26 protein-coding genes and 1 tRNA gene are annotated in these 26349 nt (G+C 54.7%); 19 read left to right on the top strand and 8 right to left on the bottom strand.

Annotated elements, in window-relative coordinates:
* The first annotated feature begins 63 nt into the window (after nt 1-63).
* The 3 genes from B5D49_RS05285 (at nt 64) to B5D49_RS05275 (ending at nt 3965) form a co-directional block, all read left to right on the top strand.
* Nucleotides 64-891, top strand: a complete 828-nt coding sequence (locus tag B5D49_RS05285) for a transporter substrate-binding domain-containing protein (protein ID WP_078716628.1) — start codon at nt 64-66, stop codon at nt 889-891.
* Between the two features lie 223 nt (nt 892-1114).
* Nucleotides 1115-2941: an amino acid ABC transporter permease gene (locus tag B5D49_RS05280; RefSeq protein ID WP_078716627.1), complete on the top strand. Its 1827-nt coding sequence runs from the start codon at nt 1115-1117 to the stop codon at nt 2939-2941.
* A 76-nt stretch (nt 2942-3017) separates the two neighbouring features.
* Nucleotides 3018-3965, top strand: a complete 948-nt coding sequence (locus B5D49_RS05275) for an isoaspartyl peptidase/L-asparaginase (protein WP_078716626.1) — start codon at nt 3018-3020, stop codon at nt 3963-3965.
* 95 nt (nt 3966-4060) lie between these two features.
* On the opposite strand, the gene B5D49_RS05270 is transcribed toward B5D49_RS05275, so the two are convergent.
* From B5D49_RS05270 to B5D49_RS05260, 3 genes are all read right to left on the bottom strand, one after another.
* Nucleotides 4061-5626 carry a DEAD/DEAH box helicase gene (locus B5D49_RS05270; protein WP_078716625.1) on the bottom strand — a complete coding sequence of 522 codons (1566 nt, stop codon included), beginning with the start codon at nt 5624-5626 and terminating at the stop codon, nt 4061-4063.
* 30 nt (nt 5627-5656) lie between these two features.
* Nucleotides 5657-5875 (bottom strand): translation initiation factor IF-1, encoded by a 219-nt coding sequence (gene infA / locus B5D49_RS05265; RefSeq protein ID WP_022661614.1) that lies wholly within the window; start codon nt 5873-5875, stop codon nt 5657-5659.
* Between the two features lie 101 nt (nt 5876-5976).
* Nucleotides 5977-6240 (bottom strand): RNA recognition motif domain-containing protein, encoded by a 264-nt coding sequence (locus tag B5D49_RS05260; RefSeq protein WP_078716624.1) that lies wholly within the window; start codon nt 6238-6240, stop codon nt 5977-5979.
* A gap of 477 nt (nt 6241-6717) precedes the next feature.
* Here B5D49_RS05260 and B5D49_RS05255 point away from each other — a divergent pair, with 477 nt between their 5' ends.
* The gene (locus B5D49_RS05255; RefSeq protein WP_078716623.1) at nt 6718-8418 is read left to right on the top strand and encodes a uracil-xanthine permease family protein; all 1701 of its coding nucleotides are present in this window, start codon (nt 6718-6720) and stop codon (nt 8416-8418) included.
* 231 nt (nt 8419-8649) lie between these two features.
* Here the strand turns inward: B5D49_RS05255 and B5D49_RS05250 are convergent.
* Nucleotides 8650-8726, bottom strand: a tRNA-Arg gene (locus B5D49_RS05250).
* 172 nt (nt 8727-8898) lie between these two features.
* Here B5D49_RS05250 and B5D49_RS05245 point away from each other — a divergent pair.
* Together B5D49_RS05245 and B5D49_RS05240 are read left to right on the top strand one after the other, a co-directional pair.
* The gene (locus tag B5D49_RS05245; protein WP_078716622.1) at nt 8899-9468 is read left to right on the top strand and encodes a UbiX family flavin prenyltransferase; all 570 of its coding nucleotides are present in this window, start codon (nt 8899-8901) and stop codon (nt 9466-9468) included.
* A 17-nt stretch (nt 9469-9485) separates the two neighbouring features.
* Nucleotides 9486-10163, top strand: coding sequence for a metal-dependent hydrolase (locus tag B5D49_RS05240; protein ID WP_078716621.1), 678 nt, complete (start codon nt 9486-9488; stop codon nt 10161-10163).
* 29 nt (nt 10164-10192) lie between these two features.
* On the opposite strand, the gene uvrC is transcribed toward B5D49_RS05240, so the two are convergent.
* The gene (uvrC, locus tag B5D49_RS05235) at nt 10193-12028 is read right to left on the bottom strand and encodes an excinuclease ABC subunit UvrC (RefSeq protein WP_078716620.1); all 1836 of its coding nucleotides are present in this window, start codon (nt 12026-12028) and stop codon (nt 10193-10195) included.
* 206 nt (nt 12029-12234) lie between these two features.
* Here uvrC and B5D49_RS05230 point away from each other — a divergent pair, with 206 nt between their 5' ends.
* The 11 genes from B5D49_RS05230 (at nt 12235) to B5D49_RS05180 (ending at nt 23114) form a co-directional block, all read left to right on the top strand.
* Nucleotides 12235-13683, top strand: coding sequence for an outer membrane homotrimeric porin (locus B5D49_RS05230; protein WP_078716619.1), 1449 nt, complete (start codon nt 12235-12237; stop codon nt 13681-13683).
* Nucleotides 13684-13932: 249 nt separating this feature from the next.
* Nucleotides 13933-15270: a histidinol dehydrogenase gene (hisD, locus tag B5D49_RS05225; protein ID WP_078716618.1), complete on the top strand. Its 1338-nt coding sequence runs from the start codon at nt 13933-13935 to the stop codon at nt 15268-15270.
* Nucleotides 15254-16150 carry a phosphoribosylaminoimidazolesuccinocarboxamide synthase gene (locus B5D49_RS05220; protein WP_078716617.1) on the top strand — a complete coding sequence of 299 codons (897 nt, stop codon included), beginning with the start codon at nt 15254-15256 and terminating at the stop codon, nt 16148-16150. The genes hisD and B5D49_RS05220 overlap by 17 nt, the downstream gene beginning before the upstream one ends.
* Nucleotides 16151-16460: 310 nt before the next feature.
* Nucleotides 16461-16769 carry a 30S ribosomal protein S6 gene (gene rpsF, locus B5D49_RS05215; RefSeq protein WP_078716616.1) on the top strand — a complete coding sequence of 103 codons (309 nt, stop codon included), beginning with the start codon at nt 16461-16463 and terminating at the stop codon, nt 16767-16769.
* Nucleotides 16770-16774: 5 nt separating this feature from the next.
* Nucleotides 16775-17035, top strand: a complete 261-nt coding sequence (gene rpsR / locus B5D49_RS05210; protein ID WP_078716615.1) for a 30S ribosomal protein S18 — start codon at nt 16775-16777, stop codon at nt 17033-17035.
* 12 nt (nt 17036-17047) lie between these two features.
* Nucleotides 17048-17611 (top strand): 50S ribosomal protein L9, encoded by a 564-nt coding sequence (rplI, locus tag B5D49_RS05205; RefSeq protein ID WP_078716614.1) that lies wholly within the window; start codon nt 17048-17050, stop codon nt 17609-17611.
* A complete protein-coding gene (gene dnaB / locus B5D49_RS05200; RefSeq protein ID WP_078716613.1) occupies nt 17574-19019 on the top strand; it encodes a replicative DNA helicase in 1446 nt (481 codons plus the stop codon). Before rplI ends, dnaB begins: the two co-directional genes overlap by 38 nt.
* A gap of 22 nt (nt 19020-19041) precedes the next feature.
* Nucleotides 19042-20334, top strand: a complete 1293-nt coding sequence (locus tag B5D49_RS05195) for a phenylacetate--CoA ligase family protein (protein ID WP_078716612.1) — start codon at nt 19042-19044, stop codon at nt 20332-20334.
* A 27-nt stretch (nt 20335-20361) separates the two neighbouring features.
* Nucleotides 20362-20865 carry a DUF456 domain-containing protein gene (locus B5D49_RS05190; RefSeq protein ID WP_078716611.1) on the top strand — a complete coding sequence of 168 codons (504 nt, stop codon included), beginning with the start codon at nt 20362-20364 and terminating at the stop codon, nt 20863-20865.
* 24 nt (nt 20866-20889) lie between these two features.
* A complete protein-coding gene (gene thrC, locus B5D49_RS05185; RefSeq protein WP_200806769.1) occupies nt 20890-22350 on the top strand; it encodes a threonine synthase in 1461 nt (486 codons plus the stop codon).
* An 8-nt stretch (nt 22351-22358) separates the two neighbouring features.
* Nucleotides 22359-23114: a TlyA family RNA methyltransferase gene (locus B5D49_RS05180; RefSeq protein WP_078716610.1), complete on the top strand. Its 756-nt coding sequence runs from the start codon at nt 22359-22361 to the stop codon at nt 23112-23114.
* 26 nt (nt 23115-23140) lie between these two features.
* On the opposite strand, the gene B5D49_RS05175 is transcribed toward B5D49_RS05180, so the two are convergent.
* A complete protein-coding gene (locus tag B5D49_RS05175) occupies nt 23141-23794 on the bottom strand; it encodes a flagellar brake domain-containing protein (RefSeq protein WP_144019178.1) in 654 nt (217 codons plus the stop codon).
* A 96-nt stretch (nt 23795-23890) separates the two neighbouring features.
* Complete coding sequence (locus tag B5D49_RS05170; RefSeq protein ID WP_159447140.1) at nt 23891-24721, bottom strand: rhodanese-like domain-containing protein; 831 nt, start codon at nt 24719-24721, stop codon at nt 23891-23893.
* Nucleotides 24722-24807: 86 nt separating this feature from the next.
* On the opposite strand from B5D49_RS05170, the gene B5D49_RS05165 reads away from it, so the two are divergent.
* Entirely contained in the window at nt 24808-25278 is a 471-nt protein-coding gene (locus B5D49_RS05165) for a rhodanese-like domain-containing protein (RefSeq protein WP_078716607.1), read from the top strand.
* On the top strand, nt 25275-25700 hold the full coding sequence (locus B5D49_RS05160; protein ID WP_159447139.1) for a MauE/DoxX family redox-associated membrane protein: 426 nt from the start codon (nt 25275-25277) through the stop codon (nt 25698-25700). The genes B5D49_RS05165 and B5D49_RS05160 overlap by 4 nt, the downstream gene beginning before the upstream one ends.
* Here the strand turns inward: B5D49_RS05160 and B5D49_RS05155 are convergent.
* The gene (locus B5D49_RS05155) at nt 25677-26153 is read right to left on the bottom strand and encodes a hypothetical protein (RefSeq protein ID WP_327083005.1); all 477 of its coding nucleotides are present in this window, start codon (nt 26151-26153) and stop codon (nt 25677-25679) included. The two genes, B5D49_RS05160 and B5D49_RS05155, sit on opposite strands and share 24 nt — an antisense overlap.
* Nucleotides 26154-26349: the final 196 nt, after the last annotated feature.

Here is a 26349-nt window from a genome sequence, read left to right as displayed (position 1 = left end):
GTCGCGGGCTGGTCTTCTTCGTTGCGCGGTTTTCAATCTCAACAATGAAAGGAGTGTGGAGTGATGAGAAAAACCAGAATCGTCGCCCTCGCCGCCCTGGTGGTCATGTTGGCCACCTCCCTGGCCTATGCCGGTCCTACTTACGACCGTGTCATGCAGGAAAAAGTCTGTCGTGTCGGCCTGATGGCCAACTCCAAGCCCGCTGGGTTCATCAATGAGAACGGCGACTGGATCGGCTTTGACGTGGACATCGCCACGGAACTTTGCCGCCGCCTTGGTGTGAAAATCGAAAAGGTCCAGGTCAACAACAAAACCCGAGTGACCATGGTCCAGACCGGTCAGATCGACATGTCTCTGGCCAACATGACCCACAAACGCGAGCGTGATAAGTCCATCGACTTCTCCATCACGTATTTCTTTGACGGCCAGAAATTCCTGGTCCGCAAGGGTACCGCCTCTTCCTGGCAGGATCTAGTCGGCAAAAAGATCGCTTCCATGCAGGGAACCACCTCCGAACTGAACGTTCGCGCTCTGCTGAAAAAGCTCGGTGATCCCGATGCCGACAATAATGTCATCTCCTACCAGAACGAAGCTGAGTGCTTCCAGGCGCTGAAGATGGGCCGTGTGGCTGCATGGTCTACGGACTCCACCCTGCTCATCGGCTACGCTGCCGAGGAACCCGGCAAGTTTGAGCTGATCGGCGACTTCTTCTCCAACGAGCCGTACGGCGTTGGCCTGCCCGAAGATGACTCCGCCTGGCGCGACGCCATCAACTTTGCGCTGCAGGATATGTGGCAGGACGGCACCTACAAAAAGATCTACGACAAGTGGTATGGCCCGGAATCCAAGTGGGCGTTCCCGCTCACCGATGAAATCGAGCTTTGGCCGTAAACGCACACAACAATCACGGGGGGCGCGGGGATATTTCCCGCCCCCCTTTTGACTCGTGAAACCATACCATTGTGGATGTTGAACATGGCCCACTTGCCTTTCTTATACCAGGAGACTTGGCTCCCCACACGTCGGCACACAGCAGCGGCAGCCAATGTTTTTCGGGTCTCCTCCGGTACGGCTTCAATCAATCCACTCAGCGCAACAGCAAGCGGACATCGTCATGATTAAATTTTGGCTTGAAAAGACCTGGGTACAATACCTGCTACTCTTCGGAATTGTCGGCTGTATTCTTTTTTATTGGATATACGCCTTTAAATCTCCGTACGAGTTCCAGTGGAGCGTGCTCTTTGAGCATAACACCACTTATGACAAACATTTCGGCCTGGAACTCCTGCATGGTCTGCTGACCACCATCACCATCTCCCTGATCAGCGCAGCCATTGCCCTGCTGCTGGGAGTCTTTTTCGGCCTGGCCAGACTTTCTGAATTCAAGCCTTTGTACTGGCTAGCTACGGCGTATGTGGAATTTTTCCGTAATACTCCTCTGCTGATCCAACTTTTCTTCTGGTACTACGCCTTTCCACAGCTTTTACCGGACGGCATTCGGGATTGGGTTTACTTCGATATCGACATGACCTGGTTCGGCATGAAAATCGCCTTTGAATTCTGGTGTGCCACGGTGGGACTGGCCGTGTACACCGGCTCCTATATGGCCGAGGTCATTCGTGCGGGTCTGCAGTCCATCCCCAAAGGCCTGTTGGAAGCGGCATATTCTTCTGGCTTAAGCTACATGCAGGTTTTGATGAAAATCATCCTGCCCATTGCCTTCCGCAACATTATCCCTCCCCTGGGCAGCGAATTTCTGAACAACCTGAAAAACTCCTCCCTGGCCATGGTTGTTGGCGTGGCGGAATTGACATGGACGTCCCAGGACGTGGAAGCCCTCACATTCAAGGGCTTTGAAGCAGCCTGTGCCGCTTCCGTGCTGTATTTGCTGACCTGCTTGTTTACATCCGGCGTGATGAACTCCATCAACCGTCGATTGCAGGTCTCCAACGGCACCCCTCGAAGCGGTCTGATGGACCGATGTCTTGATTGTTGCCTTGCCCCTGTTGAAAAGGGATATCGTAATGTTTCAAGGACACTGCGCAGAGCTGAGCGCAAAAGAAAGCTCAAACGCCGCGCCCGGGCAGAGGTGGGTGTGGTTCCACTTTGGCAGGTTTATCTGGAAAAAATATGGGTCATCTTTGTAGCAATTCTTAAAATTGCCTTTGTACTCATTCTGCTATTTCTTGTCGGCAAAACCCTTATCGCGCTGTGGGGCTACGATTGGAGCGGCATTAAGGAAAATCTCCATGTCCTGACCTTGTTCCGCTTCCCCGCTCCGGCTTCCGAAGCAATCTACTGGGGACTCGGCGGCCTGGTTCTGACCCTGATCATGTCCATCATTGTCCTGGCTGTGAGTTTCCCGATCGGTCTTCTTGTCGGGCTGGGTCGCTCCTCACGAAATCAGCTCTTTCGGATTCCATGCACGGCATACATTGAGCTGATCCGCGGCAACCCCCTGATCATGGTCATCTTCTGGTCCTACTTCTTCATCGGGGTAGTACGCGGCGGCAACTACCTTGACGCGATCACCTCGGCGACTATCGCCATGACCGTTTTCAACGCTGCCTACATCGCGGAAATCGTCCGTGCGGGCATCCAAAATCTGCCTTCCGGCCAATTTGAAGCTGCCTACTCTACAGGACTCGGCTACTGGCAAACCATGCGAAAAATCGTATTGCCGCAGTCCTTGAAACAAATGTTGCCAGCTATTGTGGGGCAGTCCGTGGCCATGATCAAAGACACCTCCCTGGCATATATCATCGGTGCCACGGAGTTGACCCTTGCAGGCCAGATCATCATCAACAGGCGTACCGACCTGATCTTTGAGATTTACACTGTGATCGCCCTGCTGTACTTCCTGATGTGCTACAGCCTGAGTCTCTGGGCCAGACGCCTTGAACATCGACTCAGTCCGGAACAGGTCCGTCTGGAAATGTAGTCTGATTCCACTATGAACAATCGAACGGGCCGCGCAAGCGGCCTTTCCTTTTCACTTGATTATATGAGGCTCACCAATGGCAAATCCCCCGGTCTCCTCCCCCCTGCAACGTCCACTGATCCTGGTGCACGGCGGTGCATACGACATCCCCGAAACGGCTCATCAGGCACACTTGTCAGGCTGCTCCAACGCCGCTCAAGCCGGGTATCAAATACTTGCCCAGGGCGGATCGGCGCTGGACGCCGTGGAAGCGGCTGTCCGCATCATGGAGGACGACCCGACATTTGATGCCGGACTTGGATCATTTCTCAACGCTGATGGTGAAGTTGAACTTGATTCCATCATTATGGACGGTGCCACGTTGAACTTCGGATCCGTTGCAGCTGTTCAACGAATCAAAAATCCTGTTTCCCTGGCTCGTTTGGTCATGGACAAAAGCGGCCACTGCATGCTGGCCGGAAACGGCGCTTTTCAGTTTGCCGACAAGATGGGTATTCGTCCTTGCCGAACACAGGATTTGCTGCATGGACGAGAAAGAGAGCGTTGGGAAAAAGCACGTTCAGGCGAGCAACAAAAGTATGACGAATTCGGCAACCCCTTGGAAATGCCTTCCGACACCGTAGGAGCTGTTGCTATTGACCAAAATGGCAAAATCGCCGGCGCCACGTCCACCGGGGGTACATTCAATAAGCTCCCCGGACGGGTGGGGGATTCTCCTCTAGTGGGATGTGGTTGCTATGCGGACAACTTGGCAGGGGCTGCCTCCTCCACCGGCCAGGGGGAAACCTTTATGAAAATTGTAGCCTGCAAAACAGCCTGTGACTTTATGAAATCCGGCATGACGGCCCAAGAAGCAGCCGATGCGACTATCGCCCAACTGGGGACGCGGACCAGCGGGAAAGGCGGCTTGATCCTGCTATCTCCTAACGGAGACGTCGGCGTTGCGCACAACTGCCGCAACATTGCCTATGCACTGCAAGCGGCTGACCAACCACTCCATGCTGGAATTGAAAACGCACGGTAGACCACTCTTCGACACCACATTCGCAACACCACGTAAAAAGGCCCGAAACATACTGATTGTTTCGGGCCTTTTTACATAAGGACACGTACCGGTTGTTACCCCCGGGAAACCAAGGGACGCTCCCCATTATTTCGACGGTTGAGGGACCGCATCACGGTTTCTCCATCCCGTTCCGGAACGGTAAAGGTGGAATGCTTCCCACTAATGCGAACATTCTGCACCTTAAACGGCCGGATGTGAGCTTGTTGACAAACAAAATCCACAAACTTCCTCGGGGTCATACCATGAGCGCGACCAACAGCGGCCCGGAAACGAACCCGTCCCCCACTATGACCGGGTTTGCGGATGCTGCGCACTTCCCGATAGGCTTTGGGGTCGAGTTGCTTTCCATAGAGACGTTGCAGGAGACCGGCAAGGATTTCTTCCGGATCACCTTCGGCCAATACTTCACGCGCCAAGTCGTGGTACGCCTGCGAAGCGGTATCAGCGTTCTCCAAGGCAAACTGTCGCAGAATGTTTTTCCGGCGAACCCGGATCACATCCTCAACAGTGGGAAGCGGCTTTTTTTCCAGACGCAGACCGGCACTTCGGGCGATATACATCAGCTTACGAAATTCGCTCGGCGCGATAAGGGATACCGCCACGCCTTCTTTGCCAGCGCGTCCGGTTCGGCCAGTACGATGAACGTACGTTTCCGCGCTTTGCGGCGGAGCAAAGTTTACCACGTGGGTCAAATCCGGCACGTCGATACCGCGGGCAGCTACATCCGTGGCAACCAAAATCGTGGCACGACGACGGCGGAATCGCTGAAGAATGTCCTCACGCCGGGGCTGTGACAGATCGCCGTGAATCGGCTCTGCGGGATACCCCCGCTCCGAAAGCCATTCCGCCAAACGATCACATTCCGCCTTGGTCCGGCAAAAGACCAACCCGTAAAAATCCGGTTCCGCGTCAATGACCCGACAAAGCGCTTCAAAACGATCCTGCGCCATGACTTCATGAAAAATCTGACGTGTCAACGGAACAGCATCCGCTTCATTCCGTACGTTGATCACCTTGTAGTCGGCCATGAACTCCGCGGCAATGCTGAGCACTTCCCGAGGCATAGTGGCGGAAAACAACAAGGTCCGTCGATCTTGCCCCGCATGGGAGAAGATTTCACGCACGTCATCCACAAAACCCATATTGCACATCTCGTCAGCTTCATCGAGAACCAAAAAGGAGACGTGATCAAGTCGCAACGTTCCACGGCGAAGATGGTCCAAAACTCGCCCAGGAGTTCCGACGACAACATCGGCTCCACGACGCAATGCATTGAGCTGTGGCGCCATGGCCTGGCCACCATAGATAGGAACCACGGAAAGCCGCCGCTGACCTTTCAAGGAATGAATTTCGTCAGCCACCTGAATTGCAAGCTCACGTGTGGGAGCCAAAACCAACGCCTGGACGTGGCCAGCTTTTTCAGGAATACACTCGACGATGGGGAGGCCGAAGGCAGCGGTTTTGCCCGTGCCGGTCATGGCCTGGCCGACAATGTCTGTTTTACCGGATAAAAGAAGAGGAATAGTCTGGGCCTGAATCGGGGTTGGGGCTTGAAACCCCTTGGCTTCCAGGGCTTGGATTGTAGTCTCCGAAAGCCCCAGGGATTGAAAATCGTTCATTTGATCCTGCTGCAAAAGATTGAATCCGCCCTAGCGGGGACGGAAGGTAATGCGGCCCCGGGTCAAGTCATACGGCGACAACTCAACGGTGACCGTATCTCCGGGCATCACACGGATGCGAAACTTGCGCATTTTCCCGGAAATATGAGCCAGGACTTCGTGCCCGTTTTCAAGCTCCACACGAAACATGGCATTGGGCAGTGCCTCTTCGACAGTGCCTTGAACGGTGATTCCTTCCTCTTTGGACATGGAATACCCTCCCTGCTTATGTGATGATAAAGAGATGGGAAAGCCCGCCCCCGGTGAAAGGGACGGGCTGAAAGTGCCGAGTAACGGCGAATAGGCTGGAACTACCAGCGCGGACGCTCGGCGCGAGGCCGGGCTTCGTTGACCTTGATATTGCGGCCACCGAAATTGCTGCCGTCCAGGCCTTCGATAGCGGCGAGGGCACCCTGGTCGTCCATTTCGACAAAGCCGAAACCACGGGGGCGGCCGGTTTCACGGTCCTCAATCAACTTCACGGACAGAACTTCACCATAGTTGGCAAAGGCGGCACGCACTTCCTCTTCGGTGGAACTCCAGGGCAGGTTGCCCACATAGATGTTCTTGCTCATTCCTGAAAAAACTCCAAAACGTAATACAGTCTATGGTGCTTTCGCACCTAACAAACAAGGGACAGTGAACAAGATGCCACACTGCCCCTTGCTAACCGCGATTTATGCCGCCGGAGCATGTCGACCGTGTGCGACAGCGTCTTTCTGGACGCCTCCGACGTTCGCATGAGTGTCTTTACGGGATTCCATCCCCTTCGTCAAGAGAAAAAAAATCAAAAAAGACGGATCAATCAGCTAAGCAGATTTGTCACTCTATAAACCTTTCACACGATTATCCTGTATCCCCATCAGCGCAAGGTGCCAACCTACACAACCTACTGTTTTGTAGATCTATTTTGCGCAATACATTTCGACATTGCCTTGCACGTCGACTCCCACGCAGGCTTAGCAGAATACCAAAAATTACATATCTTGTTTGACTTGCCTCGTTTCGAACGCTATGGATTTGAAATTCTTTGATCTCTTTTGGAGAAAAAAATGAGGCCACCAAACTTAATTTATGCGTTGGACGATCGCCCTTCCCCCTCCATCGGGACACTGCTTGGCCTGCAGCATGTCAGTATCGTGGCAATTGCTTTTGTTTTTCCCGTACTTCTCGTTCGAGAAACAGGAGGAACAACCCTTGAAGCCTCATTCATGGTCAGTATGTCCATGCTCGCCGGAGCCGTAGGCGTAGTAGTTCAAGCACTAAAACGCGGTCCGTTGGGTTCTGGTTATTTGTGTCCACAAGTATGCGGCCCATCCTTTTTAACAGCCTCCCTTCTTGCGGCCCATGCAGGCGGTCTTCCGCTTGTTCTGGGTATGACGATGTTCGCCGGAGCATTCGAAGCGCTACTTTCACGTGTTCTGCACAAACTCCGCTTTCTGTTTCCGGCCGAAGTCACCGGCGTCATCGTCTCCATGGTCGGAATCACTGTTATTGCCGTGGCCGGGAAAAACTTCCTTGGCTTTGAACGCGGAGGAAACGCCATTGACCCATCAAGTCTGACCGTTGCCATGATTACCCTGTTGACCATGATTGGTCTGAATGTCTGGAGCAAGGGAAATCTCAAGCTCTTCTGTATCCTTGTCGGAATGCTCGTTGGATACGGTGCCGCCATGACTGTCGGGCTGCTGCCGGTGGACGAACTGACCCAAACCCTCAGCCAGCCCATAGTTTGGAATCCTTTTGCCCATCATCCTGGGTGGAGCTTTGATATCGCCCTAACCGGCCCGTTTGCCGTGGCCGTGCTCTGCTCAATGCTCAAAAGCGTTGGCGACTTGACGACGTGTCAACGCATCAACAAGACGAATTGGGTCAGGCCGGACATGGAAAACATCCGCAAAGGGGTTCTGGGGGATGCCACAGGTTGCTTTGCTGCCGGAGTTTTCGGAGGGATGGCGCAATCCACCTCCTCGGCCAACATCGGACTTTCCATTGCCACGAAGGCCACGAGTCGGACCCTTTCACTTTTCATCGGGGGCATACTGGCGCTTCTGGCGTTTTGCCCCAAACTCGCTGCCATTTTTGCCGTAATGCCTGCCCCTGTGGTCGGTGCCACGCTTTTTTTTGCTCTGAGCTTCATGATTGTAGCCGGAGTCCAGATCATGACCTCGCGCATGTTGGACGCACGAAAAACTTTTGTCATCGGTCTCAGCATTATTGCCGGTCTTCTCGTGGACGTGCTTCCAGAAGCATTTACAGCAGTTCCCCCAATACTGCAGCCTGTCTTTTCCTCTTCACTCTCGGCCTGCACCATCACTGCCGTACTTCTAAACCTCATCTTTCGAATCGGCATCAAACACTCCGTCCGAATCACCATATCGAAAAACGATCCCATCGGCGAAATTATTACCCAATTTATGGACAAACAGGGTGCCGCATGGGGCGCCCGCCCGGAAATCATTGCACGGGCAAGCACCGCCGTCATGGAATATCTTGAAGCACTCCGGGAAGCATACGACCCAAACCCGGCTACCGTGCAGGTCTCGTTCGATGAGTTACATCTCAAAATTCAAATTCTGCACCAGGGAACGCCACTTCCCATCCCTGAACAGCGCCCTACGCCGGAAACATTGCTGGAATCCGAAAAGGGCATGACGCTAATGGGGGCATGGATGTGCGCACGGTTGACAGACAACATCACCAGCACGACGTTCAATGGCCAGGCCGTCGTCAAAATGCATTGGGAGCACTAGGCTACCCACCAGCAAACAGATCCCTGCTCATCCAGCCCCTTTGGCAAAGGACATAAAGGGCAAGAAACAGTATGCCAAAGCTCTGTTGACCTCGGAGCGTAGGCACATAAATCCGTCGAGGAAGAGGGATATTCGTATAGGTGGAGTTTTGGGAAACTGACCGCAAACGGGATACTCACAAATGAAAAAGGAGCTGCCACTGAAACAGTGTACAACTCCTTGTCTTTCTAATGGTGGGCAATGCACGACTCGAACGTGCGGCCTCCAGCTCCGGAGGCTGGCGCTCTATCCACCTGAGCTAATTGCCCACAAAGAGAGATGGCTATACCGCATTGAGTCCCCTGTCAACTCTTTTTCTGCCACCAATGAAAAGCCCACAGTGAAACCCGCTAAAACGTTCCTTCCCCCAGTCGGTGAATCCCGGCACCATCCCTGACTGGGCATCTTGCCAGTCCAACGCCCCTAGGCTATCCTTTCTGAATGAAAAAACGTATTATCCTTGCCGTCAGCGGTGCCAGTGGCTCCCCGTACGCAGTCAGAATCGCTCAGGAACTCGGCAGGCATGAGCAACTTGAGCTTCATGTCATCGTTTCTGATGCCGCCCGACAAGTCATGCAACTGGAAACCGGAGGCTCACCAGAAAGCATCACCGACCAAGCCTTTGCCGTTCACAGCATCAGCCATATCGGCGCCCCGCCCGCCAGTGGGTCGTGGCGACATCACGGTATGATTGTCTGCCCCTGCAGCATGGCAACGTTGGGGAACATCGCCAACGGCACCGGAAATAATCTGATCCACCGGGCTGCGGACGTCACCCTGAAAGAACGGCGACCCCTTGTGCTGGTTCCCAGAGAAACACCGCTCAACGAAGTTCACTTGCAAAACATGCTTCGGGCGCACCGGGCGGGCGCCGTCATCATGCCAGCGTCACCCGGCTTCTACCATTCCCCGCAAAACCTGGAAGACGTCATACGTCAAATGGCGGGACGCGTTCTGGACCAACTTGATCTAACGCACGACCTTACCCGACGTTGGGGAGAGTCAACTTGATTCAAGGAGGAAACAACATGCAGATCACATGGAACGGCCATTCCAATTTTTGCTTTGAACATGAAGGGACCACCTTTCTTATTGACCCGTTCTTTGAAGGCAACCCCTGCGCGCCGCAAACCTGTGACCTGACTCAACCCATGGACGCCGTCTTGGTGACCCACGACCATGGGGACCATGTCGGCCAGGCTGTGGATATCTGTCGGGCAACCGGCGCACCGCTTGTAGCTGTTTTTGATACCGTCAACAGCCTGATAGACCAAGGCCTCCCCCCGGAGCAGGGAATCGGCATGAATATAGGTGGGACAGTGGAAATTGACGGCGTTCAAATCCACATGGTCCAGGCCATGCACTCCACGGCAACAGGCGTGGCAGCGGGCTACATCCTGACCTACCCGGACGGCTTCTGTCTCTACCATGCCGGAGACACGGGGTTGTTCGCCAGCATGCAGCTGTTCAGTGCCTTCCATGACATCGACGTGGCCCTGTTGCCCACTGGTGGGCATTTCACAATGGGACCGCGCCAGGCCGCCTTTGCCTGCAAAATGCTCGGATGCAAAAATGTGGTCCCTATGCACTGGGGAACGTTCCCGATCCTGGAACAGAGCACGGACAACTTCGCCTACCAACTCAAAGCCACAGCCCCAGACACCAAGTTGCTGGCCATGCAGCCCGGGGAAACAATCTCCCTCTAATCTGCCCCCAAAAACATGGTCACATCCTCTTACTGCTTCCGCAACGTCCGCAAGGCTGCGGCCAATTGATCCGCTTTTTTGGCACCGATGCCGGGTATTGCCCGGAGCTGCTCGGCATCGGCTCCCGCCATGGACTCTAACGTTCCAAAGTGCTCCCACAACAGTCGTGCCGTTTTCGGTCCAACCCCCGGCAACGATTGGACTTGGCTCTGCAATGTGACCCCTTTCCGGGCGATACGCTGCCGCCCCAATACATAACGATGGGATTCGTCGCGCACGCGCTGCAAAAACAGTAAAGCCGGTCCACCAGCTTTGAGGTTCAGGGGATTTTTCCTATCAGGCAAAAAAATGCGATCTTCCAATTCACCGGCTCGTCTTGACGGCCCTTTGGCAATCGCCGCCAAAGCTGGCGGAGCGTTCTCCTGATCCGACCAGTGCTCCCTCAAAACACGCTGAACCGCGGCAAGCTGCCCCTTGCCGCCATCAAGCAGAATCAAATCCGGCCACGGCGGGCCAGCATCCAAGCGTCGTTCCATCCATCCGGCCAAGGCCGCATAATCGTCGCCGCTCCCTTCCAGCTCAGGGAATGCATACACGCGGTATTCCGCCTTTACCGGCTGCCCATCCACAAAACAAACCTGACCGACGCGTACCCCTTTACCAGCAAAATGAGACGCATCCACTCCTTCGATACGCTCAATGCCGAAAGACAACCGCAACGCCCGCCGCAAAAGCTCTCCCACGTCAATCGACTCACGATCCAAATCCTCACGGGCGGCCACCTTACGTGCCAGATCCACCAACCCAGTTTCCTCTGGGCCGCGTGCCGGAGAGATGCTCACCCGCCCTTCACGACGCTCCGCAAGCAATTCCGAAAGGATGTCTGTCTCCATGGCCCATGGCAAAACGATCCGCCGCGGAATAAACCGATGAACATCATAGAACTGGCTTATAAACGAGCGTAGCGCCTCATCCCCTTCTTCTAGCGATAAGCCCGGCCAAAAAAAACGCTTTTCATCCAGCAGCCGCCCCTGCCGAACAAATATTTGTCCTAACCCCAGGCCTGCCCCTGTTTCGGCCAAGGCCAGGACATCCATGTCCGCCTCCCGCTGCAACACAACGGTTTGCCGTTCCACGGTCCGATGCACGGCACGGATTCGATCCCGAAGCTCGGCGGCTTGCTCGAACTGCAACGATTCCGCACAATCACGCATCTCTTGCTCCAAAGCAGTCAAAAGCTCACCGGTCCGTCCACGCAAAAACAACTCTACCCGCCGCACCACATCCGCATAGGCGGACTTGTCCACATTTTTCACGCAGGGTGCCCAGCATTGGCCGATGTCATAATAAAGACAGGGACGAACCCGATTGTTAAACACGTTGTCCGAGCACTTACGCAAAGGAAAAGCCTTGCCCAACAATTTCCAGGTCTGCCGGGCCGCGTGCGCCGAGGTAAAGGGACCAAAATAGACCGATCCATCACGAACCGTTCGACGCGTCATCAACAATCGGGGGAATGCACTTCGCTTTTCCAGACGAAAGAGTACGTACTGTTTATCATCGCGCAAAACGATATTATATCGTGGACGGTGCTTCTTGATCAAACTGGCTTCAAGCAAAAGCGCCTGCTTTTCCGTTCCGGCCAGTAGCGTGTCCACTCGGTACACCCGGGACACCAAAGCCTTGGTTTTCGGCGTCAGATGTACCCCGGATCGAAAATACGATGCCAGCCGTTTACGCAAGCTCACAGCCTTTCCAACATATAATATGTGTCCGCTTTGATCCTTCATGAGATACACACCGGGAGCGTCCGGATGTTCGGCTGGGACAAAGCGATATGGAGAAACGAATTCTATTTTGGGCATGCCTGAATCATTTCCGTTTTTTTTGTTTCTGACAAGTGCTGTTGAACTGCACTGAGTGTAAGTACAAAAACTTGCACGGTAAAAAAACTTAAACCTATGTCAAAAAAATGGTCAAAAACCCTTGCCAAGGGAATCTGAGGTCTGTATAAGGGCGCTGAAGGATAGGGTTGTTTCAGCGTACCTGCAAAAGAAGGAAGGAAAGTATTATGAAACGTATCGTGGTTCTGGCGACTCTGCTCGCCATGGTCATCGGCACCGCCTCCATGGCGTCCGCCGCTGACATCACCGCCACTGGTTCTTGGAAAATCTTCGCCGCTTGGTCCGACAACCTGGACTACGACGACGACACCGACGCTGCTGCTGAGAGCGATTTCGACGTTTGGCAGCGCATGCGTACGCAGTTCAACTTCACCGCCAGCGAGAACCTCACCGGTGCTCTGCAGCTCGAAATCGGCACCAGCGCCTGGGGTGAGCCCGGAGCCGGCGCCGACCTGGGCGGCGACGATGTGGCCATCGAAGTGAAGAGCGCCTACGTGAATTGGGTCTGGCCCAACACGGACGTGTCCCTGACCGCTGGTCTGATGCCTCTGGCTCTGCCCACCGGCCGCTTCGGCAACCCCGTGATGGATGACGACGTTGCCGCCTTTGTGGCCAACGCCCCCATCACCGAGAACGTCGGCATCCTGGCTGGTTGGGCCCGTGCCGCCAGCAACCTGGACGACGACGGCACCATTGCCGGCGCTAACACCACCCAGAACGCTTACCTGGACGTGGTCTTTGCCGTGCTGCCCGTCACCTTTGACGGTATCGGCGTGACCCCGTACTTCGCCTACGCCTACTCCAACGAGGACTTCGGCGCTCAGGTGCTGAATCCCGCTAACGCTGGTCTCTTCAACGAAGCTGACATGGGTCAGCTGGCCGGCACCCTGTCCAACATGGCTCCGACCAACGACGTCAACTTCGGCACTGAATCTTTGGATGCGTGGTGGGGCGGTTTCGCTTTCAACATGACCATGTTTGATCCGTTCACCGTGGACGCCAGCTTCGTGTACGGCTCCGCCGACGCCGGTGCCGATTTTGATCGCTCCGGTTGGCAGGCTGACGTGGCCGTGGCCTACAACGGCTTCGACGTTGTGACCCCGGAACTGTTCTTCGCCTACACCTCCGGTGAAGACGATGATCGTGGTGACTCCGAGCGTCTGCCCACCATCGCTGGTGACTACGCTCAGGGCGACTACTTCTTCAACTCTGGCGGACTGGTCATCGACGGTCCCCAGGACATGGCCGCTCAGCTCGGCTACTGGGCCTTGGGCCTGAACCTGAAGGACATCTCCTTCCTGGACGGCCTGACCCACCGTGTCGGCATCATGTACGCTGCCGGTACCAACGATGAAAACCTCGTTGCTCACGCTGCCGCCAACGCCAACTTCAATGGCATCGCTGCTTACGGCAACACCCTGACCGACGAAGATTCCATCTGGGAATTCTCCTTGGTCAACGAATACCAGATCTACGACGAGCTGACCGCGACTCTGGGTCTGGCCTACATCGCTGCTGACTACGACGAAGACGTCTGGCGCGGCAACGGCCTGACCGCCGGTGCTGACGACGAAGACGGCGCTCGTATGTCCATCGGCATCGAGTACAAGTTCTAAGCAAGCCTTAGGGCTTCTCGCTGAAACGACCCGCTGGGCCGGAACCGATAGGTTCCGGCCCTTTTGATTGCAGCCAACCACGTAGCCAACCGTATTGCCTCGCTTTCAGCTTTTTTCCGCAGCCTTCCCATGGTGCTGATACATTCGCTAAATGCCCGAACTCCACCTCTCGACTTTTTTCGCGTGGTTCGGTAAATATAGCGCTTCAGGCAATCTTCATTTCATCCATTCTCTGCAAGGAATATCCTCATGCCCTGCCCCATTTTTTCCTATGACGGGGAGAACGACTGGTTTTCCCTGAAGCAACGTCTTTCCGGTCGAAAAAATCCGGATTCCGTGGTTCAGGACCGGGTCCGCGCCATCCTCGACAATGTACAAAGCAACCAGGATCAAGCCCTGGTCGAATACACCCAGAAATTCGATTGTCCGGACTTTTGCGCGGAGCAACTCCGTGTGCCGCAATCCGCCATCGAAGCCGCCCCTTCTGAAATTCCGCCGGAAGACCTTCGTATTCTGAAGGAATCCATCGCCAACGTGCAGGCCTTTCATGAACGACAACGGGAAAACTCCTGGTGGACCACTCAGGAGGACGGAACCGTACTAGGACAAATGGTTCTTCCCGTAGGTCGTGTCGGCCTTTATGTCCCCGGCGGACAGGGAGGGTCCACTCCGCTCATTTCCAGCATCATTATGAATGCCGTACCTGCCCGTGTGGCTGGAGTGGATCAGATCATCATGACGTCGCCCCCGCGCAAGGACGGCACCCTGAACCCGTACCTCCTGGCCACGGCCGCTCTTCTTGAGATCAAGGATGTCTTTGCTGTGGGTAGTGCCTGGGCCATCGGCGCACTTGCCTTTGGCACACCCTCCATCCCCGCCTGCGATTTCATCGCCGGCCCGGGGAATATCTATGTTGCCACTGCAAAAGCCCTCCTCGTTGGAGAAGTGGGCATTGACATGGTTGCTGGTCCGAGTGAAATAGCGATCATTGCGGACGATTCCGCGAACCCGGCCTGGATTGCAGCGGACCTGCTCTCGCAAGCCGAACACGACCCTTTGGCCGCAGCGCTCCTCGTTACCACGGATAAACAACTGCCGAACCGGGTTACACAGAAGCTTGAAAGGCAGACAGCAAGTTTGCCCAGAGGAGAAATCGCGGCCAAATCTCTCGCGGAGTGGGGCGGCATTATCGTTACGCCGGATATGGATACAGCCGTGAAGCTGACTAACCGCATAGCGCCGGAACACCTGGAACTCTGCGTATCCGATCCATGGCCGCTACTGGGCAAAATACGCAACGCCGGTGCCGTATTCATGGGCCACCACTGCCCGGAACCCGTGGGCGATTACTTTGCCGGGCCGAATCACGTACTCCCGACTCTGGGGACCGCCCGGTTTTCTTCTGCCCTGTCCGTTCAGAATTTTTACAAAAAAACCAGTGTAATCGCAGCGTCGAAACAATATGTGAGGGAGCATGGTTCCAAAATTGCCCGCTTTGCGCGGTTGGAAGCTTTGGAAGCCCATGCACGTTCCGTGGAAATTCGAAATAACGACGATGAAGAGGTGAACGATGCAACCCGTCATTGAAACCAACATCAAAAACTATCCGCTGCTTTCACGCGGAAAAGTTCGTGATATCTATGAAATTTCGCAGGACAGTCTGCTCCTGGTCACCACGGACCGCGTATCCGCCTATGATGTGATCATGCCGGAACCGGTTCCCATGAAGGGCTGGATCCTGAATCAGATCACTCTGTTCTGGATGCGACGATTCACGGACCTGATCCCCAACCATGTCATCAGCGCGGACGTCGCCGACTACCCCGAGGAACTTCAGGCTCATGCAGACGACCTTGCAGGGCGAAGCGTTTTGGCCAAACGCGCCAAACCACTGCCCATCGAATGCATTGTCCGCGGCTATATCACCGGTTCCGGCTGGAAAGATTATCAAGCCACGGGTACGCTTTGCGGTCACGCCCTGCCAGAGGACATGCAGGAATCCGAGATGTTCCCGGAACCTCTCTTCACTCCTTCCACCAAGGCAGATCTGGGTGACCACGATGAGAACATCAGCGTGGCAAAGGCCACGGACCTGATCGGAAAAGAGTTGATGCAACAAGTCCAGAGCGTCAGCCTGGATATCTACAGCCGGGCCAGGGACTATGCTCGTGAGCGCGGCATCATCATCGCGGATACCAAATTTGAATTCGGACTTACGGACGATGGCCTGATCCTTATTGATGAAGTGCTGACCCCGGACTCCTCTCGTTTCTGGCCCATGGACGGCTACCGCCCCGGACAGGGACAGCCCAGTTTCGACAAGCAATACCTGCGCGACTGGCTGACGGAAATCGGCTTTAATAAACAACCGCCGGCGCCGCACATCCCGGATAACGTGCTCCAGCGTACCTTTGAAAAATATGCTGAAGCATATGAACGGCTTACCGGTCAAACCGTCGGAGCCTAGATGAAAGATATTCTTATTCTCCTCGGCGTGTTCGCCGTGGTCATGGTTTTCAACCGGTTTATTCTTCCCCGGCTGGGCATTCCCACTTGAGCAGCTCCGAACAAGTGCGGCTGGACGCCGCCGAAAGATGACACGGAAACGAACGAAAACACCGATGACACAGACCGGTCGAACACCACTTCCAAGGATGAAAAGCCCTGACAGGAGTATGTCCCGGACTTGACACCTGGAAATCCAGGGTCTATACGACCCGTTCTGCCTTGTTCTCCCCGCTTTTTGGGGAGGACCAACGACCGTAAGGAGGACAAACATGCAGAACTACGAAACCTTGTTGCTGCTCTCTCCCGAGCTTGAGGAAGAGCGTCGCAACGAGATCTTCACCAACCTCTCTGAAACCATCGAGGGTGGTGAAGGCAAAATCGTGGAAATGGACGAGTGGGGCATGCGTACCCTCGCCTATCCCGTCAACAAGCAGACCCGCGGTTTTTACATGCGCATGGTCTACGAGGCTCCGGGCGCGTTGGTGACCGAGCTGGAACGCAAGATTCGCATTGCTGACGGCATTTTCAAGTTCATCACCGTGAAACTGGACAACCCGGCTGCGAGCCAGGAGGGATAGATAGCATGGCCTTCAGAAAAAGATTCACTCCCCGGAAGAAGTTCTGCCGCTTCTGCGCGGACAAAAATCTTCCTCTCGATTACAAGCGCCCCGACATCCTCCGGGATTTCATCACGGATCGCGGTAAGATCATTCCTCGCCGCATCACCGGCACCTGCGCCAAGCATCAGCGCAGCCTGACCACTGAAATCAAGCGCGCTCGCCAGATGGCTCTGCTGTTCTACACCACCGTACACAGCACCGACGTCAAGAAAAAGAGCGTCTAGGAGGGGCCGACAATGAAACTCATTCTTAGGGCCGACGTGGACAACCTCGGCCGCCTTGGAGACATCGTCAATGTCAAGCCCGGCTACGGCCGGAACTACCTGCTGCCCCAGGGGCTGGCCATGCCCGCCACCGAAGGCAACCAAAAGCAATTCGACCTGGAGCTGAACAAACTCAAGGCTCAGGCGGACGCGCTGCGTACCGACGCCGAACTGATGGCTGAAAAAATCGCCTCCGCCCCCGTGGAAATCCGCGTGCGCGTCGGTGAGGGTGACAAGCTCTACGGCTCCGTCACCACCGCCATGATCGCGGATGCTCTCCTTGAGCAGGGCATTGATGTGGACAAGCGTAAAATCCTGCTTGACGATCCCATCCGCTCCCTGGGAGAGTACACCCTGGAAGTCAAACTGCACCCGGACGTTCGCGGCGAACTCAACGTCGCTGTGTTGCGCCATGGCGCGGCGATAGTGGAAGAATCCGTAACGGACGAGGTCGAACAGCCCGTCGAGGAGGCCACGCAGGACGTGGTCGAGGATAGCGATGCCGGAGCGGACGAATCAGCCCCAGAAGAGGCCTAACAGCAAGAAATCGCGCACACAAAACGGTGAAGCCCTGGATAGGGCTTCCGCCGATTTATTGCGCAATGTCCCCCCTCAGAACCTGGAAGCCGAACAGGCGGTTCTGGGGGGGGTTTTTCAGACGAATTCCCTGTTCCACTCCCTGGTCGATGTGGTCAGCCCCGAGGATTTCTACTCCCCGGTTCACCAGACCATCTTTCAGACTTTCATCGATCTTTACAACAAAAACACCCCTATTGACCTCATTACGGTCTCGGACTGGCTGCGCACCAAAGGCGTTTTGGATGAACTTGGCGGCCCGGTCTACCTCGCGGAGTTGGCGGATTCCCCCGTCAGTTCGGCCAACGCATCACGGCATGCTCACATTGTGCGTGACAAGGCTATTCTCCGCGACCTGATCCAAACAGCCAGCGACATTATTTCCAATTGTTACGACGCCCAAGATGTGGACGCCCTGCTTGACGAAGCGGAAAAATCCATTTTTGAAATCGCGGATGCCAAGACCACGGGCACCATCGCTAACAGCCGCGACCTGGTAAATTCGGTTTTTGACGAACTCACCAAACGATTTGAAAACAAATCCGCGGTTACGGGTATCAAAACCGGCTACCAAAAATATGACGATATGACCGCTGGATTGCAGAAGTCGGACCTCATCATCGTGGCGGGCCGTCCATCCATGGGAAAAACAGCTTTTGCCCTTAACCTGGGCCTGCGTGCGGCTTTGAACGAAGCAATTACAACTGCCGTCTTTTCCCTGGAAATGAGCAAGGAACAGCTCATGACTCGACTGCTGGCATGTCAGGGCAGGGTCAATCTGGGCAACCTGCGCACTGGCTACCTGCAGGATGAGGATTGGCTCAAGCTTCACAATGCGGCCAACGACCTGTCCAGCTCACCGCTGTTCATCGACGACACACCGGCTCTCTCTACACTGGAACTACGCGCGCGCTGCCGTCGCCTCAAGGCCGAACATAATCTGGGCCTCGTGGTTGTCGACTATCTCCAGCTCATGCGTTCCAGCCGGAAAATCGACTCCCGTGAACAAGAAATTTCCGATATTTCACGCAGCCTTAAGGCATTGGCCAAAGAGCTGAACATTCCCGTCATTGCCTTATCCCAGCTGAACCGCAAAGTAGAAGAGCGCAAGCCGCCACGCCCCATGCTCTCAGACCTTCGCGAGTCCGGGGCAATCGAGCAGGACGCGGACGTTATTCTCTTCCTGTATCGTGACGATTTTTATAACCAAAACGAAGACAATCCTAAAAAGAACATGGCAGAGGTCATCATCGGCAAGCAACGCAACGGTCCCATTGGGGATGTGGATCTCTACTTCCACAAACAATGGACCCGATTTGAAGACCTCACCACAACGCCCTACCCTTCGGAAAACGGGCCGACCGCCTAACTCGCTCAACACTGGAGGCGACATGTACTTCAACCCCGTGGAAACGCTCCCGCGCAAGGAACTGGAAACACTGCAGACGGAACGACTCAAAAAGACCATATCCATGGCTTTGCAATCTCCGTATTATTCCAGAACCCTCGGAGAAGCGGGCGTTACCCCGGAGAGCATTCGAAGCGTGGCCGATGTTAAACGGCTCCCCTTCACCACCAAAGATGATTTGCGAAACGAGTATCCCTACGGCATGCTCTGCAAGCCAATTGAGGAGTTTGTCCGTTTGCACGCCTCGTCAGGCACCACGGGCAATCCTACCGCCGTGTTCTACACACAACATGATCTGGATGAATGGGCGTCACTCATGGCCCGGAGTATGTACTCCTGCGGTATCCGCAAAGGCGACGTATTGCAAAACATGGCCGGGTACGGTTTGTTTACCGGCGGCCTCGGCATTCACTACGGATCGGAGCGGCTCGGTTGCCTCACTGTTCCCGCAGGCGCAGGCAATTCCAAACGCCAAGTCAAGCTCATCCGCGACTTCAACGTGACCGTAGCCCATATCATCCCTTCGTATGCCATGTATTTTTCAGAGTTTCTGCATCATGAAGGCATAGATCCCGAGAGTCTTCCTTTACGTATCGCCCTGATCGGTGCAGAGCCGCACACCGAGGAAATCCGTCAGCGCATTGAAAGCATGCTGCACCTCAAGGCCTACAACTCCTACGGCCTTTCTGAGATGAACGGTCCGGGAGTTGCTTTTGAATGTACGGAACAAAATGGGATGCATGTCTGGGAGGATGCCTTTCTTGTGGAGATCATCAACCCGGAAACAGGCGAACATGTCGCGGATGGCGAAATCGGCGAAGTGGTCATGACCAACCTGACACGGCAAGGCATGCCGCTCCTTCGCTACCGCACCCGCGACTTGAGCCGCTTCATTCCCGGTGAGTGTGCCTGTGGTCGAACTCACCGCCGTCTGGACCGTATTCAGGGACGCGCCGACGACATGCTGATCATCAAGGGCGTGAACATCTACCCCATGCAAATCGAACAAACACTCATGTCCATGCCGGAAGTCGGGCAAAACTATCTTATTGAACTCTTCCGTGAAGGCGTTATGGATCAAATCCGCGTCAAAGTGGAAATTCGTGAAGAATTCTTTGTTGAGGATATGCGCAAGCTTCAAGGCCTGCAAAAACGCATCGCGACCCGCCTCCGGGATGAAATTCTGGTTACTCCGCGCGTGGAACTGGTGCAATCCGAGTCCATTCCCAAGACCCAAGGCAAAGCCAAACGGGTTGTGGATCTTCGCGACGACTAACGGGTAGAGAACCAAAGGCACGCCGCCATGGATCATATTTGGGCTTTCCTGTTCCTGCTTCTTCTTTTTGCGGCCCAGAGCTTGAATATCTTCAGCCTTCCTGGAAACTGGCTGGTGGTAATCTTTGCCTCTGCCTGGGTTCTAGTGAGACCGGAGCATGGTCTCACGTGGCTTTTTGTCGGGGTTCTGGCTGCCTTGGCCTTTGCCGGTGAAGCGGTGGAATGGCTGGCGCAGTCGTGGGGAGCCAAAAAATACGGAGCTTCGGGACGGGGTAATTTTGGTGGTTTTATCGGTGCCATCGTAGGGGCAATCCTAGGGGCGCCTTTTTTATTTGGCGTGGGCGCGCTTCTCGGCGCGCTTCTGGGAGCCTATGCCGGTTGCTTCGTATTTGAAATCAGCCATGGCCGCCCTGCATCCGAAGCGTCACGGGCCTCTATGGGTGCTTTTTTTGGAAAATCCCTCGGCATGACCATTAAACTTTCGTTGGGCCTGACCATGTTCGCGCTTTGCGCACCGCGCGTCTGGCCTTAATTGAAGAGATACAAAGGAATCATCATGTCCACCACAATCGACGCCAACTCTTTCCCCGTTTATCGGGGCCGCATGGAATACGTCTGTCTGGGTTGCGGCAAACGTTTCCCCATTGACGAACTGCTCTATACCTGCCCGGAATGCGGCGGGGTTTTTCTTTTGGAAAATCTTGACTTCGAACAGCTGAAAAAAACCTCCGGCGCTGAGTGGCGTGCTTTGTTCGACGCACGCGCAGGCACGAAGAACACGGCTTTGCGCGGTATCTTCCGTTTTTACGAACTGATCGCCCCGGTGCTTGAAGAAGAAGACATTTTGTACCTTGGCGAAGGCAACACTCCCATTGTGAAGTCTCCCGCCAATCTCCAGCAGACTACCGGAGTGACCGCGGCATTCAAAAACGACGGGCAGAACCCCTCGGCCTCCTTCAAGGATCGGGGCATGGCCTGTGCTTTCAGCTACCTGCAACATCTCATCCGCAAAAACCATTGGGACCAGGTTCTCACGGTTTGCGCGTCCACCGGCGATACTTCTGCTGCTGCCGCCCTGTATGCTTCCGCCATCGGCGGTCCGGTCCAAAGCGTTGTCATCCTCCCGCAGGGCAAGGTCACACCCCAGCAGCTCGCCCAACCCTTGGGAAGCGGCGCCACGGTGCTGGAGGTACCCGGTGTCTTTGACGACTGCATGAAAGTGGTGGAACACCTCGCCGACAACTACCGGGTGGCGCTGCTCAACTCCAAAAACGCCTGGCGTATCCTGGGACAAGAGTCCTACGCCTTTGAAATTGCGCAGTGGTTTGATTGGGATGTGGCCGACAAGTGCATTTTTGTCCCCATTGGCAACGCAGGCAATGTCACGGCCATCATGGCAGGTTTTCTGAAGCTGCATCAACTGGAAATCATCTCAGATTTACCGAGAATCTTCGGGGTTCAGTCCCATCACGCCGATCCAGTATTCCGTTACTATGCGGTTGAAGATCCAACCGAGCGCCTGTTTGAGCCGGTCCAGGTGACACCTTCCGTGGCCCAGGCCGCCATGATCGGCAACCCGGTCTCATTTCCACGTGTTCGCCATTTTGCAGAACGTTTTGAAGCCATTGGCGGCCCTGGTGCCTTCCAGGTTGTGCAGGTCACGGAGCAACAGATCATGGAAGGCATGATTCTGGCTAACCGCAACGGTCACATCGCCTGTACCCAGGGCGGCGAGTGTTTGGCCGGTGCCACCAGGGCCGGAAAATTGGGGCTTATTTCTCCGTCGGAACTCGCTGTCCTCGACTCCACCGCGCATCAGCTTAAATTCGTCGACTTCCAAAATATGTACTTCCAAGACAGGTTCCCCCCGGAATTTGAAGTCACACCGAACCCAGAAATGGCCAACCTTCCGACTCCGGTCATTGACGCATCGGAACGCGACCGCCTTCCCCCGGAAGAGTATGCCGTGGCCGCCGCAACGAATATTGTAAACCGCCTGGGCCTGGAAAAAAAATAGAGGCAGGCATGGCGAAACGCATTCGGGCGGATCAGCTTTTGTTTCAGCAGGGACTGGCCGAGAGCCGTGAAAAGGCAAAACGCCTGATCATGGCCGGTCAAGCCCTGCTGGTGACCAAGGGTACGCCTGTTCTTGTGGACAAACCCGGTCAACAACTGCGCGAAGACGATCTTCTGGAACTGAAGGAGGCGGAACGTTTCGTAAGTCGTGGAGGGTACAAACTACTCACAGCCATTGAGCACTTCAATCTGGATTTCGAGGGTTTAACTTGCCTCGATGCCGGAGCTTCCACAGGAGGCTTTACGGACTGCCTGCTCCAGCACGGGGCGCAGAAAGTCTACGCCGTGGATGTGGGAACCGCGCAACTCCATGAAAAACTACGCAATGACCCTCGCGTGATCAGCATGGAAAACACCAATCTGCGCACGGCCCCAGCGGATTTGCTGCCGGAAACCGTAGACGCGGTGGTCATGGACGTATCGTTTATCTCATTGACGCGAATTCTTCCTGCCTGCATGCACTATCTGTCGCCCGCCGGATTTCTGGTCGTGCTCATCAAACCACAATTTGAATTGGGACCGGAAAAAAACCACAAAGGTGTTGTGCGGAACGAAGCAGACCGGCTGCAAGCGGTCACTCTGGTTCGTGAATTTGCACAACAGGAACTCGGGCTTACCGTTACGGATGTCGTTCCCTCGTCCATCAAAGGCCCGAAAGGCAACCAGGAATACCTAGCGCTCTTGCAAAATTCCCCCAAAAGATAGCTGCAGACCACTTCCAGGGGACGCACTCACCCCGCACAATAATCCGTATCCAGGGCATGCATACGATCCAGCATTTCCTGGGTTTCGCTCATATACTCACGCAATTCCGAGGTCAGCGGCGCTTGATCTGGCGCAAAACGTAGGTTCACAGTTCTTGTTCTGCTATACCCGGCCAACGAAACAATCTGCCCCCGGAACGGAATCGGCTCGGTATTTGGCGGCCGAAAGGTTCCGCGAAGCCACAAATCAATGCGTAGATTCCCAGGAGGTTCAACGTTTTTATCGTCAAAAAAAAATCGGCACCCCCCAGGGCTGAGGTCCAGCAATAAACCGGAATATTCTTGAGAAAAGGCCTGGATCAACGCGGGAAAATTGCAGGTATATCGTTTTTCATTCCGCAGTTCATGGAAATCCAACCGGTTTGGGTAGGTCACAAAAAGTAAAGAATACGGGGTGGCGATATAATTTTTGACCACGGAACGAAACGAAACCAACTTTCCGTGGCGAAGATACCGAAACGTCAAGGAAGCCCCTTCGGGAACCCGGCTGCGAATACCCGGAACAAGCGGCACCCGCAACAACACGTATTCATCCTTCACGTAGCCAACCATATGGCATTTAATCCGGTCCAGTGCCCCACTCGACTCCATGAGCACGCTTCCACCAATACTGATATCCATGAACCAAACATCCAGCTTGTAATAGATTTCGCGTTGCACACATCAAAAAGAAACCGGACAAACCGGCTTCTATCGGCTTCAAATGAACCGTCAGAATCAAGAGGCTACTGCAGAACCGTCCTTGGCTGCGGCATCAAAAAAACGCCCAATCATGCGTAAATGGCTCTGTTCCTCCTTGGCCAAACGGAAAAAAACAGATGCCTGCTCGCCTGTTTCAGCATGTTGGGCGCAGCGGGAATAAAAATCCAAGGCCTGTGCCTCAATGGACATGGCCAGTTCACAACCACCCGAGACACTGTTCAAAATCCTCTGCTCATCATGAAGAAACCACTGCGGCGCAACCCCGCCTTCCCCAATGGAATGCATCGTCCTGGCTGCAAAGGAGGCACGGTCCAGAGCAGGTTCCACACTTCGCCGGTACAGGGCATAAATTGCATTCATATGTTTGTCTTCAAACCCGGCAAGTTCATGAAAAAGCTTCCGCACAGCCTCCTGCGAGGATTGATCCGCCAGGCGGGAATAAAAATCCGCCAGACAAAATTCCATATTATAGGCAGCGGAGAAAACATCCGCCAAATCACCCAAGGACGACAGAAGATCCAGCCCCAACTGCCAGGCACCTTCCGCAGTTTCTCCTTGCCAAGCCATGATGCCGCCCTGTAAATTTGAAACGTCAGAAAAGCCATGGCCCTCAAGATATTGTGCTGCGGAATGACTTCTTGCCCCGGAACGGCAGTACACGATCAGAGGACGATCCGGATCCAACTCCCGGATTTTGTCCGCCAGTTGCGGCAAAGGAATAAGCCGGGCACCAGGAACATGCATCTCGGAGTATTCCCATTCCTGACGAACATCCAGGACTTCGAAATCACCAGGGTGTCCTTTGGCAAGCAAGGTGCGAGCCGTATCCGGATCCAAATGTTTCACGAGTTGGCTCCCCCACTGCATTGCCAAGCGTTATGGGTCAGTGTATCATCACTATACATTATAACCTGAAAAGATAAAAAAAGGCTATGCGAAAATCAAATATCTGGCGCTACTTTTTTGGAGAAGCCTTCGGGCTTCTTCTTCTTTCGGTTCTTCTTGCTGTAGCGGCCAACCATCTTCGGTCCAACAGTCTCCCCTTATTTTCCGTTCCCGTGGATCCCTCCACAGCCGAGCATGACGGTTCCAAAGATGTTGCCACGGTCACCCCGGTTCAAGCCATGGAAATGGCTCTGGAAGGCGGCGTAATCTTCGTTGATGTGCGCTCCGCGTTGGAATATTCGGATGGACATGTGAGCGGCGCACTCAGTATTCCTTATACGGAAGCCAAAGATCGATCCGAAGCGTTGCGCATCATCGCATATTGCAGTGGTCCGGAATGCGGAATGGCGGAAAATTTCGCTGCATTAGCAGCCAAGGATGGAATCCGGGTCCAGGTCATGCCCCAAGGAATCAGCGGATGGTTTGCCAGCGGCGGTCTGTTGGAGGCAGGACAATGAAACGTACGATCTCCCCCTTGCAAACACTTCTTGGAATCATCTTTCTCTTAGCCAGCTTCGACAAGCTGCAACACCCTGAAGCTTTTGCTCAAATCGTTCAAAACTATCAGATATTACCGGATGTTTTGGTCAATGGGGCAGCCCTGGTGCTCCCCATGCTGGAATTTCTTTGCGGCCTCGCCCTGACGTTCAATATCATGCCGCGGGGAGCCGCCTTCACGGTCACTCTCCTGATGACCATCTTCCTCAGCGCCCTGGCATTCAACTATGTTCGAGGGCTGGATGTGGCCTGTGGCTGTTTCACCACGGATCCTTCCGCCCAGGCCGACACTCTTTGGTCCCTGGCCCGCGATTCGCTCATTTGGCTGTTATCATTCACCGTTTTTATCAAACTGGTGCTAAAGCAACGAAAGTCCCGCTGACACGGCAAGAAACATCAGCCCAAGCACCCAATGCGAACAGACAAACGGCAGATTGCTTTCCCAGGCATCGGAATGATCCAGCCCCCGGGCCGCCACCCCCAATGATTGCTGCCAAGGGATCATGGCCAACCCACGCAGCGATGCCGACACCAGCAGTGGTATCCGCCGTCGCCATGGCAAATTGGGACATCGAAGCTGTACCGTCCGTCGCACGTCATCAACGCGTTGCCAGGTCAGCGGCAAAAAATGAATCATCAGGGAAAAGGCCAAAGCGGTCTTCCACGCAGCTTCCCGGCCAAGAACCGGTCGGAACAAACTGCACAGCCCCCGGCCCAATTGCCGGGCAGAAGTTACCAAAGTAAGGGCAACGCCCAACAGCAACAAACAAGAAACGCGTGTCCCCACCAACACCGCCTGAAGCAATGCAACCTGCGGAGCGGTCCCCCACGCCAAATCCAATGCCCCTTTGGCCACAGTCCAAAAAATGACAAACGCCAGGTATGTCCTAATCAGCCTCTTACCGCCCTGCCATGCGTTCAGATGCGCGAGGACAATGACAAGCAAAAAAAAGCAATAACTCCCCAAACCAATCCAGGATGATCGCCACACAAGGACACCGAGTCCAACGGCACAAAGGATTTTCACCCTC

The organism is Paucidesulfovibrio gracilis DSM 16080 (genome assembly GCF_900167125.1).
GTDB classification, from domain to species: Bacteria; Desulfobacterota; Desulfovibrionia; order Desulfovibrionales; family Desulfovibrionaceae; genus Paucidesulfovibrio; species Paucidesulfovibrio gracilis.
The sequence above is the reverse complement of the archived record's forward strand: the minus strand, read 5'-3'. Positions and strand labels throughout refer to the sequence as shown.

Coding starts and splice junctions, on each gene's coding strand:
- B5D49_RS05285 (WP_078716628.1), top strand. CDS start 64: ATGAGAAAAACCAGAATCGTCGCCCTCGCCGCCCTGGTGGTCATGTTG.
- B5D49_RS05280 (WP_078716627.1), top strand. CDS start 1,115: ATGATTAAATTTTGGCTTGAAAAGACCTGGGTACAATACCTGCTACTC.
- B5D49_RS05275 (WP_078716626.1), top strand. CDS start 3,018: ATGGCAAATCCCCCGGTCTCCTCCCCCCTGCAACGTCCACTGATCCTG.
- B5D49_RS05270 (WP_078716625.1), bottom strand. CDS start 5,626: ATGAACGATTTTCAATCCCTGGGGCTTTCGGAGACTACAATCCAAGCC.
- infA (WP_022661614.1), bottom strand. CDS start 5,875: ATGTCCAAAGAGGAAGGAATCACCGTTCAAGGCACTGTCGAAGAGGCA.
- B5D49_RS05260 (WP_078716624.1), bottom strand. CDS start 6,240: ATGAGCAAGAACATCTATGTGGGCAACCTGCCCTGGAGTTCCACCGAA.
- B5D49_RS05255 (WP_078716623.1), top strand. CDS start 6,718: ATGAGGCCACCAAACTTAATTTATGCGTTGGACGATCGCCCTTCCCCC.
- B5D49_RS05245 (WP_078716622.1), top strand. CDS start 8,899: ATGAAAAAACGTATTATCCTTGCCGTCAGCGGTGCCAGTGGCTCCCCG.
- B5D49_RS05240 (WP_078716621.1), top strand. CDS start 9,486: ATGCAGATCACATGGAACGGCCATTCCAATTTTTGCTTTGAACATGAA.
- uvrC (WP_078716620.1), bottom strand. CDS start 12,028: ATGCCCAAAATAGAATTCGTTTCTCCATATCGCTTTGTCCCAGCCGAA.
- B5D49_RS05230 (WP_078716619.1), top strand. CDS start 12,235: ATGAAACGTATCGTGGTTCTGGCGACTCTGCTCGCCATGGTCATCGGC.
- hisD (WP_078716618.1), top strand. CDS start 13,933: ATGCCCTGCCCCATTTTTTCCTATGACGGGGAGAACGACTGGTTTTCC.
- B5D49_RS05220 (WP_078716617.1), top strand. CDS start 15,254: ATGCAACCCGTCATTGAAACCAACATCAAAAACTATCCGCTGCTTTCA.
- rpsF (WP_078716616.1), top strand. CDS start 16,461: ATGCAGAACTACGAAACCTTGTTGCTGCTCTCTCCCGAGCTTGAGGAA.
- rpsR (WP_078716615.1), top strand. CDS start 16,775: ATGGCCTTCAGAAAAAGATTCACTCCCCGGAAGAAGTTCTGCCGCTTC.
- rplI (WP_078716614.1), top strand. CDS start 17,048: ATGAAACTCATTCTTAGGGCCGACGTGGACAACCTCGGCCGCCTTGGA.
- dnaB (WP_078716613.1), top strand. CDS start 17,574: ATGCCGGAGCGGACGAATCAGCCCCAGAAGAGGCCTAACAGCAAGAAA.
- B5D49_RS05195 (WP_078716612.1), top strand. CDS start 19,042: ATGTACTTCAACCCCGTGGAAACGCTCCCGCGCAAGGAACTGGAAACA.
- B5D49_RS05190 (WP_078716611.1), top strand. CDS start 20,362: ATGGATCATATTTGGGCTTTCCTGTTCCTGCTTCTTCTTTTTGCGGCC.
- thrC (WP_200806769.1), top strand. CDS start 20,890: ATGTCCACCACAATCGACGCCAACTCTTTCCCCGTTTATCGGGGCCGC.
- B5D49_RS05180 (WP_078716610.1), top strand. CDS start 22,359: ATGGCGAAACGCATTCGGGCGGATCAGCTTTTGTTTCAGCAGGGACTG.
- B5D49_RS05175 (WP_144019178.1), bottom strand. CDS start 23,794: ATGGATATCAGTATTGGTGGAAGCGTGCTCATGGAGTCGAGTGGGGCA.
- B5D49_RS05165 (WP_078716607.1), top strand. CDS start 24,808: ATGCGAAAATCAAATATCTGGCGCTACTTTTTTGGAGAAGCCTTCGGG.
- B5D49_RS05160 (WP_159447139.1), top strand. CDS start 25,275: ATGAAACGTACGATCTCCCCCTTGCAAACACTTCTTGGAATCATCTTT.